Origin of the sequence: Mesorhizobium sp. M7A.F.Ca.MR.362.00.0.0 (assembly GCF_004023175.1) — a bacterium.
In the GTDB taxonomy this organism is placed as follows: Bacteria; Pseudomonadota; Alphaproteobacteria; order Rhizobiales; family Rhizobiaceae; genus Mesorhizobium.
Window position 1 is genome coordinate 1 of the sequence record NZ_RZTF01000170.1, and the last position, 12,750, is coordinate 12,750.

The following is a 12,750-nucleotide window of genomic DNA, read 5'->3' on the forward strand; positions in this document are numbered from 1 at the left end:
GCTCTGGCGCGGGCGCTGGCGCCGCAGCCGAAGGTGCTGTTGCTCGACGAACCGCTGTCGGCGCTCGACTTCAAGCTGCGCAAGGACATGCAGATCGAATTGAAACGACTGCAGCATGAGACCGGCATCACCTTCATCTTCGTCACCCATGACCAGGAAGAAGCGCTGACGATGTCGGATCGCATTGCGGTGATGTCGGCGGGCAAGATCCTGCAGGTCGGCTCGCCGTGGGACATCTACGACAAGCCGGCGGAGCGCTTCGTCGCCGACTTTATCGGTGAAACCAACTTTCTCACCGCCGCGGTCTCGAACATCGGCAATGGCAAGGCGCGCGCCACACTCAAATCCGGCGCGACCATCGAGGCGACCGTTGCCGAGGGCTTCCAGCCGAAGGACAACGCCACTGTGGTGGTGAGGCCCGAGCATGCCAAGCTGACCAAGGACAAGGGCGAATTGTCCGGCACTGTCGACAACATCGTCTATTTCGGCACCGACACTCATATATATGTGCGGCTCGACAGCGGCGAGGTCTTCACCGTGCGCCAGCAGAACACGCGCAGCGCGGGCTGCGGCTTCGAGCGCGGCGACAAGGTCGGCATCGTGATCGGCAATGACGCCGCGCAAGTGGTGAGGGACTGATGGCGAGCGCGGAAGAAGTCGCCAAGGAAGCTGAACGCAGAGATATCCGCGATCGGTGGGTGCTGTCGGCGCCGGCACTGATCATCATCTTCCTGGCGGCGTCCGGCCCGCTGCTGATCGTCGTGATCTATTCCTTCCTGACGCCGGGGCCCTATGGCGGCGTGGTGTGGAAATTCTCCACCGATGGCTGGCTGTCGGTGCTGTTGCAGCGCGACATCTTCGACGACACTCTGGCCTTCGCCGATGCGCATTTGTCGATCTTCTGGCGTTCGATAAGCCTGTCGTTCTACACCACCGTGCTGACGTTGTTCTTCGGCTTCCCCACAGCCTATTTCATCGCCACGCGACCGCCGAAGACGCGCGAGGTCTGGGTTTTCCTCGTCACCATTCCGTTCTGGACTAATCTCCTGATCCGCACCTTCGCCATGCAGCAGGTGATCCGCAACGAAGGGCTGGTCAACACGGCGCTGATGGCGCTCGGCATCATCAAGCAACCGCTGCAGATCATGAATACCGACGCGGCCATCTTGCTCGGCATGATCTATGTCTACCTACCTTTGATGGTGCTGCCGATCTACGCCTCGATGGAGAAGCTCGACTTCCGGCTGGTCGAGGCCGGATATGACCTTTACGCCGGTCGCTGGCAGGTTCTGCGCCGCATCGTCTTCCCGTTGATCAAGCCCGGCGTCATAGCCGGCTCGATACTGGTCTTCATTCCCTCGCTTGGCGCCTATGTCATTCCGCGGGTGCTGGGCGGCGGCAAGAACATGATGCTCGGCAACCTGATCGAACTGCAGTTCGGCGCGGGCCGTAACTGGCCGCTTGGCGCGGCCATCTCAATTACGCTCATGGTGCTGGTGATGATCGCGCTCCTGTTCTACGTGCGCAACGCATCCCGGTCGGAGGGAGCCCATGGCTAAGCGTCCGTTCGACATCCAGGCGCAACCCGGCTTCGGGTTCATGGCGCTTCTGACCTTCTTCGCGCTCTATCTGCCGATCGCGGCGCTCGTCACCTATTCGTTCAACACGGCGGATTCGCTTTCGCGCTGGGATGGCGTCTCACTGCGCTGGTTTATTTCGGCCTGGCACAATTCGGCTGTGCAGGACGCCTCCGTCCGCTCGCTCGTGCTGGCAGTCTCGGCCGCCGCGCTGTCGACGATCGCCGCCACCATGGCTGCTCTGGCCACGACCCGCACGCGGCCCTATCCCGGCCTTACCTTCAAATACGCCTTCATCAACCAGCCGCTGATGGTGCCGGAGATAGTCACCGGCGTCGCGCTCCTGATCGTGTTCTCGCGCATCAAGGTCTGGACCGGTTACTCAGGACTCGGTTACCTGATCGCCGCCCACACCGCCTTCTGCATCCCGTTCGCTTACCTGCCGATCCGGGCGCGGCTGGACAGCATGGACCTGACGCTGGAGCGCGCAGCCGCCGACCTATACGCCACGCCCTGGAAAGCCTTCCGTTTCGTGACGCTGCCGCTCTTGAGGCCGGCCATCATCGCGGGCTTCATGCTCGCCTTCGTCATTTCGCTCGACGATGTGGTCATCACCGAATTCGTCAAGTCCGGCGGCCAGGATACGCTGCCCACCTACATGCTCGGCCAGTTGCGGCGCGAAACGAGCCCGGAAATCAATGCGATCGCCACGGTATTTCTTGCGCTGTCGGTGGTGCTCGTAACCGTGTTCTACTTCGTCAATAGGCGCAAGCCATAACCAACGATTGCCAAACGGGAGAATAGCAATGAAATGGAAGACCACGGCTGCCACGGCGGTATTCGCAATGTTTGCCTTTGCGGGCAGCGCGTATGCGGAAGGCGAACTCAGCATCTTTAATTGGGGCGACTACACTAGCCCCGAGATGATCAAGAAGTTCGAGGATACCTATAAGGTCAAGGTGACGACCACCGACTACGACTCCAACGACACCGCGCTAGCAAAGGTACGCGCCGGTGGTCATGGCTTCGACATTGTGGTGCCGTCGGCCAACTACGTGCCGATCTGGGTGAAGGAAGGGCTTCTGCTTGAGGCCCGGCCCGACCAGATGGAGAACTTCAAGAATGTCGACGAGCGCTGGGTGAACGTTCCCTGGGATCCGGGCCGTCATTATACGGTTCCGTGGCAGTGGGGCGTGACCGGCATCGGCGTCAACACAAAGGTCTATGACGGCGACATCAACACCTCGGCCATCTTCCTCGATCCGCCGAAGGAACTGGTTGGCAAGATCAATGTCGCGCCGGAAATGAACGACGTGCTGTTCGCCACCATCAAGTATCTGGGCGGCAACTGGTGCACGGACGACAAGGAATTGCTCAAGAAAGTGCGCGACAAGCTGGTGGAGGCCAAGCCGAAATGGCTGGCCATGGATTATAGCGTGACCGATAAGCTACCGGCCGGCGACTATTCGGCCGTCTACTACTGGAACGGCGCCATCATGCGCTCGCGCATCAAGAACCCCGACATCAAGTTCGGCTACCCGAAGGAGGGCTTCCCCTTTTTCATGGACAGTGTTGCCATCCTCAAGGATGCCAAGAATGTCGACAACGCCAAGCTGTTCATGAACTTCATCATGGATCCCGAGAACGCCGCCATGATCTCCGCCTTCGCCAAATATGCCAATGGCATCAAGGGCTCGCAGGCATTCTTGCCAGCCGACATGAAGGATGCGCCCGAACTGGTGGTACCGCCAGAACTGGAGAAAGCGGGGGAGTTCCTCACCCCTTGCTCGCCCGAGGTGCAGCAACTCTACACGCGCATCTGGACGGACGTTCAGAAATAGCGGCACTCCGCCTTCTTCCGCGCGAGTTGGAAGACGGCGGGTCAAGGGCCGTATGAGGGGTAGCGCTGAATTCGCAGCGTTCGCGCCGCCCCTCACCTGGCCTGCCGGCATTGCTCTTCGCCATGGCGTCGGGCGTTCGTCACTCGAAAGGCCCAATCGGGGGCTTTTTCGTCCGCTGTGCAGACCGCCCTCATTCAAGTGAACTGAAGAGCGGCATGCGGCGGCAGGGGATTTTCATGCAGTCATACCGCAACAGCGACGCGCGGCCGCCGATCATGCAGGGCTCGCCGCCCGCCATGGTACCGCCGAAGCTCGACTGGGACCGGCCGCCGTGGAACCGCTGGGCGTTCCAGCACATCCGTGAAATTCTGCCGACCGCCGAAGTCTGGCGCGGCAATGGCCATCGCCACCGCTTCGAACGCGCCGAGGTTGATCTCGAGGGGCTGGCGGTCGAGGACAGCGAGGGCATGCCGACGACGCTCGCCGGGTTGCTCGACGAGACCTATACGGACGGCTTTCTGGTGCTCAAGGACGGCAAGGTCGCCTATGAGCGCTATTTCAACGGCATGGATGAGCGCACGCTGCACTTGTCGCAGTCGATGGCGAAGTCCGTTACCGGTTCGGTGTTCGGCATACTGGTCGGGCGCGGCCTGATCGATCCGGCCAGACTGGTAACAGATTACCTGCCGGAACTCGGCGTTACCGGCTGGACCGGCGCCAGCGTCCAGCATGTGCTGGACATGACCAGCGGCGTCCGTTTCTCAGAGGAATATACCGACCGCTATTCCGACATCGGCCAGGTCGATGTCGCCACCGGCTGGAAGCCGGTGCCGCCGGACAGCGATCCGGCCTTTCGTTGGCCCTCGCACATGTTCGAGCTGATCCTCGGCTTGAAGGACACGATCCGCCCGCACGGGGCTCAATTCGAATACCGCTCGATCGAGACCGACGTGCTTGCCTTCATCATGGAGCGGGTGACGGGCAAACGGCTGCCGCAGGTAGTTTCGGAAGAACTCTGGCAAAAGCTCGGCGCTGATGAAAGCGCCTGCTTCACGGTCGATAGCGCCGGCTATGCGGTGGCCGACGGTGGCTTCAACGCGACGCTGCGCGACTATGGCCGCTTCGGCCAGCTGATCCTCGACAATGGTGGCGGCGTCGTGCCGGCCGGCTGGGTCGAGGCGACGCGCAACGGCAGGCATGGGCCGGACTTCAGCCCCAGCCTGCCGGAGGGCAGCTATCGCAACCAGTTCTGGATCGAGGATCCGCGCTCGCGCGCACTGATGTGCCGCGGCGTGTTCGGTCAGATGATCCATATCGACTGGAACACCGGAATGGTCGTGGTGAAGCTTTCGACCTGGCCGGATTTCGCCAATGGTGCCTATTCCATAGCGACGCTGAAGGCCGTGCACGCTATCGCCACGGCACTTCGCTGAGCCCCCACAAAGAAGAAACGACCCGGAAGGAAACGCCATGACCGGCAAGACCGTGTTCGAGACCCGCTATGGCTTCCGGCGCAACCAGGTGGTGCTCGCCAACTGGCGCGAGTACCCCTTCAACCGGTGGTCGTTCCAGAACCTCGGCGAACTGGTGCCGACCGCCCGCGTGGCGGCGACGTCGGGCGTTGTCGAAACCCCCGTGCGCGATATGGGCGGCCTGCTCGGCGAAAAGGTCGCGATCGCCGGCACATCGGAGACAGTGGCTGAATTTCTCGCGCGTTCGAGCACCGACGCACTGACGGTGATGAAAGACGGCAAGATCGTCGGCGACTGGTTCGCCCCGCATATGGATTTCGGCGCCCGCCACATCATCTTTTCGATCAGCAAGTCGCTGACCGCCATCATTGCCGGCATTCTGGAAGGCGAGGGCGTATTCGACCCGGAAGCGCCGGTGACGGCCTACATCCCTGAAGCCGCCGGCTCTGCCTATGGCGATGCGAGCGTGCGGCATGTGCTCGACATGAGCGTCAGCCTCGATTTCGAGGAGGCCTATCTCGATCCGGAGAGCGCTTTCGCCCGCTATCGTCGCGCCACGCTGTGGAATCCGGGCGGCGGCACGGAGAGCCTGCGCGAATTCATTTTGACCTTGCAACGCCTTGCAGAGCCGCATGGCCAGACCTTCCGCTACCGCTCGCCGAATTCCGACCTGCTCGGACTGCTGCTCGAGCGCGCGTCGGGCCAGCGGTTCACCGACCTGATGCGCGAGAAGCTGTGGCTGCCGCTCGGCGCTGTCAGCGAAGCCTCGATCGGCGTCGACATGGAAGGCACGGCGCGCACGGCCGGCGGTATTTCGGTGACGCCGCGCGACCTGGCGCGTGTTGGCGAGATGATGCGGCAAGGCGGGGTGGCCAATGGCCGCCGCATCGTGCCGGAAGCCTGGGTGCGCGATACGGTTGCTAGCGGCGGCAGTTCCGACGCTTGGCAGCGCGGCGCGATGCAGCCGCTGTTCCCGAAGGGCCGCTATCGCAACAAATGGTACCAGACGGGCTTGCCGAACGGCGCCTATTGCGGCATCGGCATTCATGGCCAGTGGCTGTATGTCGATCCCAGGACCGAAGTGGTGATCGCCAAGATGTCGTCGCAGCCCGAGCCGGTCGACGATCCGCTCGATGTCGAAATCGTCGCCTTCTTCGAGGCGCTGAGCCGGATGGTCTGATCCTCGCCTGGCCGCCACATTAGCGCGCGCTTTCCTGTGGACCCGCCGGGCTCATGGAAACGCGGCGGTTGGCGGACCGGACGTCTGCGCCTATGGTCGCCGCTCTTTGGACGAGAGCAGGTACGACATGGCATCCGACATCAAGCGCATTGCAGCCATCATCGCGGCCGAGATCAGCGCGCGGCCCGAACAGGCGGCCGCGGCGATCGAACTGCTCGATGAGGGCGCGACAGTGCCGTTCGTGGCGCGCTACCGCAAGGAAGTCACCGGCGGGCTCGACGACACGCAATTGCGCGATCTTGCCGAACGCCTTGCCTATCTGCGCGAACTCGATGCGCGTCGCGACACCATCCTTGGCTCGATCCGCGAACAGGGCAAGCTGACCGAGGAGCTTGAAGGCAAGATCGTCGCCGCCAGCACCAAGGCGGAACTTGAGGACATCTACCTGCCCTACAAGCCCAAGCGCCGGACCAAGGCCGAGATCGCCAGGGAGCGCGGGCTGGGGCCGCTGGCCGAAGCCATCCTGGCGAACCGCTCATTGCTGCCTGCCGAACTGGCGCTGGTCTATGTCAGCGAAGAGGTGGCCGATACCAAGGCAGCGCTCGAAGGGGCGCGCGACATCCTGTCGGAACAATTCGCCGAGAATGCCGATCTGGTCGGAAAATTGCGCAGCTACATGAAGGAGCGCGCCTTCATGCGCGCCAGGGTGGTCGACGGCAAGCAGGAAGCCGGTGCGAAATTCTCCGACTATTTCGACCATGTCGAGCGCTGGGCAAATGTGCCGAGCCATCGCGCGCTGGCGATGCTGCGTGGCCGCAACGAGGAAGTGCTGTCGCTCGACATCGAGGTCGATGCCGATGATACGTCGCCGGTGAAGCCGGTCGAGCGGATGATAGCCAATGCCTATGCCATCGGAGGCAGCCTGCCGGGTGACCGCTGGCTGGTGGAGGTGGCGGGCTGGACCTGGCGGATAAAACTGTCGCTGCACCTGACTCTCGATTTGATGCGCGATCTGCGCGAGCGGGCCGAGGAAGAGGCGATCCATGTGTTCGCCCGTAACCTCAAGGATTTGCTGCTGGCGGCGCCCGCCGGTTCGCGCGCCACTATGGGGCTCGACCCCGGCATCCGCACCGGCGTCAAGGTGGCGGTGGTCGACGGCACTGGCAAGGTGCTGACCACGACGACCGTCTACCCGTTCCCGCCCAGGAACGATGTGCGCGGCACGCAGGCGGAGCTCGCCAAGCTCATCCGGCTGCACAAGGTCGAGCTGATTTCGATCGGCAACGGCACCGGCAGCCGCGAGACGGAAAAGCTGGTCGCCGACATGCTGTCCGACATGCCGGCGGATGGTGGTCCGAAGCCCCTGAAGGTGATCGTCAGCGAGGCCGGCGCCTCGGTCTATTCGGCATCGGCGACGGCGGCGGCGGAATTCCCCGGCCTCGACGTATCGCTGCGCGGCGCGGTGTCGATCGCCCGGCGCCTGCAGGATCCGTTGGCCGAACTGGTCAAGATCGAACCCAAATCGATTGGCGTCGGCCAGTACCAGCACGATGTCGACCAGTACCGTCTCGGCCGCTCGCTGGAAGCGGTGGTCGAGGACGCGGTCAACGCCGTTGGCGTCGACCTCAACACCGCCTCGGCGCCGCTGCTGGCGCGCGTTTCAGGTCTCGGCGCGTCTCTGGCCGACGCGATCGTTGCGCATCGCGATGCGACCGGGCCGTTCGCCAGCCGGAAGGATCTGCTCAAGGTGCCGCGGCTCGGACCGCGGGCCTTCGAACAATCCGCCGGCTTCCTGCGCATCGCCAATGGCAGCGAGCCGCTCGATGCCTCGTCGGTGCATCCGGAGGCCTATGGCGTGGCGAAGAAGATCGTCGCCGCCTGCGGGCGCGATGTGCGGTCGCTGATGGGCGATAGTGCCGCGCTGAAGGCACTCGACCCGCGCGTCTTCGTCGACGAGCGTTTCGGCCTGCCGACGGTGCGCGACATCCTGGCGGAGCTGGAAAAGCCCGGCCGCGACCCGCGCCCAGGCTTCAAGACGGCGACCTTCGCCGACGGCATCGACGACATCAAGGATCTGAAGCCCGGCATGCTGCTTGAAGGCACGGTCACCAATGTGGCCGCCTTCGGCGCCTTTGTCGATATCGGAGTGCATCAGGACGGGCTGGTGCATGTCTCGCAACTGGCCGACCGGTTCATCAAGGACGCGCATGAGGTCGTGAAGGCCGGCGATGTGGTCAAGGTGCGGGTCGTCGACGTCGACATCAAGCGCAAGCGCATCGCGCTTTCCATGCGCAAGGATGGCGGCGAGGGTGGCGCACCGCGTGGCGGGCCACGCGACAATGGTGGCGGCAGGCCGGCACCACGTTCGCCGGCACCGCAGCAACGCCAGCCGGAGCGGCCGGCACAGCAAGGCGCATTCGGTGCTGCCTTGGCGGATGCGCTGAAGCGAAAGTAGCTACCACGCCAGAACGGCCGGCTCCTTCTCGACCTGGCCCAGCAGCCAGTCGCGAAAACTGGCGACCGGCGGATGGCCGCGCTTGTCGTGTGGGACGACGAGATAGTAGGCGCTGCGGCTTTGCATGGGCCGGCCTGGCGCCGGCACCAGCTGGCCGCGCTGCAGTTCGCCTGCAATGAGGATCAGCGGCAGCAGCGCCACGCCGAGCCCCGCCATGCAGGCCTGGGCGGCGGTGCCGAACTGCTCGAACTGCATGCCCGGTCCGGTCGGCGCGCTCAGGCCCTGATGCTCGAACCATTCGGCCCAGGCGCCAGGACGCGTCGCCATGTGCAGCAGCGGCAGGCGGCCGACATCGGCCGGTGAGGCGATGGCGCGGCCGGCAAGGAATTCGGGCGACACGACCGGCGCCACGGTTTCGCGCACCAACAGTGTCGAGTCGGCCTCAGGCCAGTCCGGCAGGCCATAGTGGATGGCGGCATCCAGCCTCTCCCTGGCGAAGTCGAAGCGGCCGACGCGGGTGACGAAATTGATGGTGATATCGGGATTGTTTTCTACGAAATCGGGGATCATCGGCATCAGCCAGCGCGTGCCGAAGGTCGGCAGAATAGCCAGGTTCAGGATGCCACTATGCCGATTGCTCATCAATCCAAGGGCTGCGTCACGCAACTGGCCAAGTGCCGAACGCACCGCCTCGGCGTAGATTTCGCCCGATGTCGACAGCCTGACATTGCGGCTGTCGCGTTCGAACAGCCGGCGGCCGAATTGGTCCTCAAGCGATCTGATCTGCCGGCTGACTGCGCCCTGGGTCAAATCGAGCTCCTGGGCGGCAGCGGTGAAACTGCCCAGCCGGGCCACAGCCTCGAAGGCGGCAAGGGCGCTTATGTTGGGCAAAAGGCGGCGTTGGACACTCATGACCCATTCCTAGAGCTCATTGATCGGTGAATCAATTTCGTTTGATTTTTTCGAGGCGCAGGCCGATAGAACGGGCCAACATTTTGCTTCATGCATGTCATCGTTTTGAGCGACATGCATTGGTTTGGGAGAACGCGATGGCCGCCGACAAGAACGCATTCGTCTGGGAAGATCCGTTCCTGATCGAGGGCCAGCTTTCGGAAGACGAGCGCATGGTGCGCGACGGCGCGGCCGCCTTCGCCGCCGACAAGCTGGCGCCGCGGATCGAGGACGCCTACCTCAACGAAACTTTCGATACCGCGATCTTCCGGGAAATGGGCGAGGCCGGCCTGCTCGGCATCAACATCCCCGAGGAATTCGGCGGGCTTGGCGCGAACTACGTCACCTATGGGCTGGTCGCGCGGGAAGTTGAACGTGTCGACTCGGGTTATCGCTCGATGATGTCAGTGCAGTCGTCGCTGGTGATGTACCCGATCTACGCCTATGGCTCGGACGAACAGCGCAGGAAGTACCTGCCCAAGCTTGCCAGCGGCGAGTGGATCGGCTGTTTTGGCCTGACCGAGCCGGATGCCGGCTCCGACCCGGGCGGCATGAAGACACGCGCCGAGAGGACAGCCAACGGCTACAAGCTGTCCGGTTCGAAGATGTGGATTTCCAACGCGCCGGTCGCCGACGTGTTCGTCGTCTGGGCGAAGCTGAAGGGCGAGAACGGCAAGGACGAGATCCGTGGCTTCGTGCTGGAAAAGGGCATGAAGGGGCTTTCGGCGCCGAAGATCGGCGGCAAGCTGTCGCTGAGGGCGTCGATCACCGGCGAGGTGGTGATGGAAGGCGTCGAGGTCGGCGAAGACGCGCTGCTGCCCAACGCAAAAGGCCTTGGCGGACCGTTCGGCTGCCTCAACCGGGCTCGCTTCGGCATTTCCTGGGGCTCGATGGGCGCCGCCGAGGATTGCTGGCACCGCGCCCGCCAATACGGTCTCGATCGCAAGCAGTTCGGCAAGCCGCTGGCCGGCACGCAGCTCTACCAGAAGAAGCTGGCGGATATGCAGACCGAGATCGCGCTTGGGCTGCAGGCGTCCTTGCGCGTCGGGCGGCTGCTGGATGAAGGCAAGATGGCGCCGGAAATGATCTCGATCGTCAAGCGCAACAATTGCGGCAAGGCGCTCGACATCGCCCGCCAGGCCCGCGACATGCATGGCGGCAACGGCATCCAGATCGGCTACCACGTCATGCGCCACGCGCAGAATCTGGAGACGGTCAACACCTATGAAGGCACGCATGACGTGCATGCGCTGATCCTGGGAAGGGCGCAGACGGGGATACAGGCGTTTTTCTGAGCCGGCAACCGTTGCTTTAATTAGGTGCACCGCAACATCTCTGCTTGGAGAATGGTCGCCAGATGTGTCAGGGTTCAGCGAAATCGTTTGAAACGCTGAATTCCGGGGCTCCATGGCAATTCTGGCAGCTGTCTACCACCTGACCCACTACAAGTACGACCGGCCGGTGGTTCTCGGGCCCCAGATCATCAGGCTGCAGCCGGCGCCGCATTCCCGCACCAAGGTGCTGAGCCATTCGCTCAAGGTCGAGCCGGCCAACCACTTCGTCAATCTGCAGCAGGACCCCTACGGCAACTTCCTAGCCCGCTTCGTGTTTCCGGAGCCGGTGACGGAGTTGAAGATCGAGGTCGACCTCGTCGCCGACATGACGGTCTACAATCCGTTCGATTTCTTCGTCGAGCCGTCGGCCGAGGCGTTTCCATTCGAGTATCCGGAAGAAATCCGCGACGATCTCGCCATCTATCGCACGCCGGAACCGGCGGGACCGCTGCTGTCGGCGCTGCTGAACACCATTGATCGCAGCGCCCCCAATACTGTCAATTTCCTCGTCGACCTCAATGCTCGGCTGCAGCGCGAGATCGCCTATATCGTGCGGATGGAAACCGGCGTGTTCTCGCCGGAAGAGACCTTGGCCGCGAAAAAAGGGTCGTGCCGGGATTCGAGCTGGCTGCTGGTGCAGATCCTGCGCAACCTCGGCATCGCCGCGCGCTTCGTTTCCGGCTACCTGGTCCAGCTGAAGCCCGATCTGGTAGCACTCGACGGTCCGCCGGGAACGGCGATAGACTTCACCGATCTGCATGCCTGGTGCGAGGTCTATCTTCCCGGCGCCGGCTGGATCGGCTTCGATCCGACCTCTGGCCTGCTCACCGGCGAAAGCCATGTGCCGCTGGCGGCGACGCCGCATTTCCGCAACGCGGCTCCCATTTCCGGCTTGGCAAGCTTCGCCAATGTCGAATTCGGCTTCGAGATGCGGGTCGACCGCATCGCCGAACATCCGCGCATCACCAAGCCGTTCTCGGACGAAAGCTGGCAGGCTCTCGATGCGTTGGGCAACAAGGTCGATGCCGCTCTCGCGGCCGGGGACGTGCGGCTGACCATGGGCGGCGAGCCGACCTTCGTGTCGATCGACGATTTCGAGTCGGCCGAGTGGAACACCGCCGCCGTCGGTCCCACCAAGCGCGAAAAGGCGGACGAACTGATCCGTAAACTGCGCGAGCGCTTCGCGCCCGGCGGCTTTCTCCACTACGGCCAGGGCAAATGGTATCCGGGCGAAAGCCTGCCGCGCTGGACCTTTTCGCTCTACTGGCGTGCCGACGGCCAGCCAGTGTGGAGCGATCCGTCCCTGATCGCACGCGAAAAGAGCGAGGCCGATATCGGCCCGAAGCAGGCCGAAAGCCTGCTCACCGCGATTGCCGGCGAACTCGGCATCGACAAGACCATGGTCAGCGAAGCCTATGAGGATCCGGCCGAATGGCTGCTCAAGGAAGGCAAGCTGCCCGACAATGTCGATCCGTCCAACTCCAGGCTGGAGGATCCGGAAGAACGCAGCCGCATGGCGAAAGTGTTCGAACGCGGGCTGACCAAACCGTCCGGCTATGTGCTCCCTGTCCAGCGTTGGAACAGCCAGGCATCGGATCCGCGCTGGCGCTCGGAAAAATGGAAGACGCGGCGCGGCCGGCTGTTCCTGGTACCCGGCGATTCACCCGTCGGCTACCGCCTGCCACTCGGCACGTTGCCCTATGTGCCGCCGGAGCAATTCCCCTACATCGTGCCGGTCGATCCGTCGCTGCCACGCGGACCGCTGCCCGCGCGTGAAGCCATCCTGCCCTCGGCGGCTCCGGCTGAACTGGAAGGTGCCGACGAGATGGCGCGCCGCCAGCAAGCGGCATCGTTCACCGCTGCGACCGGCCAGCAGGACCGGGTCGAACAAGAGATCACCGAGATCGGCGGCGCGGTGCGCACCGCGCTTTCGGTCGAGC

General features: G+C 63.5%; 10 protein-coding genes. 9 read left to right on the plus strand and 1 reads right to left on the minus strand.

Annotated elements, in window-relative coordinates; translation table 11 throughout:
* The 7 genes from EOC06_RS20210 to EOC06_RS20240 form a co-directional block, all read left to right on the plus strand.
* Nucleotides 1-639, plus strand: a 639-nt coding sequence (locus tag EOC06_RS20210; RefSeq protein ID WP_164898668.1) for an ABC transporter ATP-binding protein, incomplete at its 5' end; no start/stop codon positions are given.
* Nucleotides 639-1,559, plus strand: a complete 921-nt coding sequence (locus EOC06_RS20215) for an ABC transporter permease (RefSeq protein WP_127268193.1) — start codon at nt 639-641, stop codon at nt 1,557-1,559. The genes EOC06_RS20210 and EOC06_RS20215, both read left to right, overlap by 1 nt.
* Nucleotides 1,552-2,355 (plus strand): ABC transporter permease, encoded by an 804-nt coding sequence (locus EOC06_RS20220; RefSeq protein WP_127268194.1) that lies wholly within the window; start codon nt 1,552-1,554, stop codon nt 2,353-2,355. Before EOC06_RS20215 ends, EOC06_RS20220 begins: the two co-directional genes overlap by 8 nt.
* Nucleotides 2,356-2,383: 28 nt before the next feature.
* A complete protein-coding gene (locus EOC06_RS20225; RefSeq protein WP_127268195.1) occupies nt 2,384-3,418 on the plus strand; it encodes an extracellular solute-binding protein in 1,035 nt (344 codons plus the stop codon).
* Nucleotides 3,419-3,654: 236 nt separating this feature from the next.
* The gene (locus EOC06_RS20230) at nt 3,655-4,851 is read left to right on the plus strand and encodes a serine hydrolase (RefSeq protein WP_128308612.1); all 1,197 of its coding nucleotides are present in this window, start codon (nt 3,655-3,657) and stop codon (nt 4,849-4,851) included.
* A gap of 37 nt (nt 4,852-4,888) precedes the next feature.
* The gene (locus EOC06_RS20235; protein WP_128308613.1) at nt 4,889-6,070 is read left to right on the plus strand and encodes a serine hydrolase; all 1,182 of its coding nucleotides are present in this window, start codon (nt 4,889-4,891) and stop codon (nt 6,068-6,070) included.
* A gap of 127 nt (nt 6,071-6,197) precedes the next feature.
* The gene (locus tag EOC06_RS20240) at nt 6,198-8,525 is read left to right on the plus strand and encodes a Tex family protein (RefSeq protein WP_128308614.1); all 2,328 of its coding nucleotides are present in this window, start codon (nt 6,198-6,200) and stop codon (nt 8,523-8,525) included.
* On the opposite strand, the gene EOC06_RS20245 is transcribed toward EOC06_RS20240, so the two are convergent.
* Nucleotides 8,526-9,437, minus strand: a complete 912-nt coding sequence (locus EOC06_RS20245) for a LysR family transcriptional regulator (RefSeq protein ID WP_128308615.1) — start codon at nt 9,435-9,437, stop codon at nt 8,526-8,528.
* 137 nt (nt 9,438-9,574) lie between these two features.
* Here EOC06_RS20245 and EOC06_RS20250 point away from each other — a divergent pair, with 137 nt between their 5' ends.
* Nucleotides 9,575-10,771, plus strand: a complete 1,197-nt coding sequence (locus EOC06_RS20250) for an acyl-CoA dehydrogenase (protein WP_127257792.1) — start codon at nt 9,575-9,577, stop codon at nt 10,769-10,771.
* Nucleotides 10,772-10,883: 112 nt separating this feature from the next.
* On the plus strand, nt 10,884-12,750 hold a 1,867-nt coding region (locus EOC06_RS20255), incomplete at its 3' end, for a transglutaminase family protein (protein ID WP_164898669.1).

Excerpts from the sequence above, each read along its gene's own strand:
- EOC06_RS20235 (WP_128308613.1), top strand. The coding sequence starts at position 4,889 with ATGACCGGCAAGACCGTGTTCGAGACCCGCTATGGCTTCCGGCGCAAC.
- EOC06_RS20225 (WP_127268195.1), top strand. The coding sequence starts at position 2,384 with ATGAAATGGAAGACCACGGCTGCCACGGCGGTATTCGCAATGTTTGCC.
- EOC06_RS20240 (WP_128308614.1), top strand. The coding sequence starts at position 6,198 with ATGGCATCCGACATCAAGCGCATTGCAGCCATCATCGCGGCCGAGATC.
- EOC06_RS20250 (WP_127257792.1), top strand. The coding sequence starts at position 9,575 with ATGGCCGCCGACAAGAACGCATTCGTCTGGGAAGATCCGTTCCTGATC.
- EOC06_RS20220 (WP_127268194.1), top strand. The coding sequence starts at position 1,552 with ATGGCTAAGCGTCCGTTCGACATCCAGGCGCAACCCGGCTTCGGGTTC.
- EOC06_RS20230 (WP_128308612.1), top strand. The coding sequence starts at position 3,655 with ATGCAGTCATACCGCAACAGCGACGCGCGGCCGCCGATCATGCAGGGC.
- EOC06_RS20215 (WP_127268193.1), top strand. The coding sequence starts at position 639 with ATGGCGAGCGCGGAAGAAGTCGCCAAGGAAGCTGAACGCAGAGATATC.
- EOC06_RS20245 (WP_128308615.1), bottom strand. The coding sequence starts at position 9,437 with ATGAGTGTCCAACGCCGCCTTTTGCCCAACATAAGCGCCCTTGCCGCC.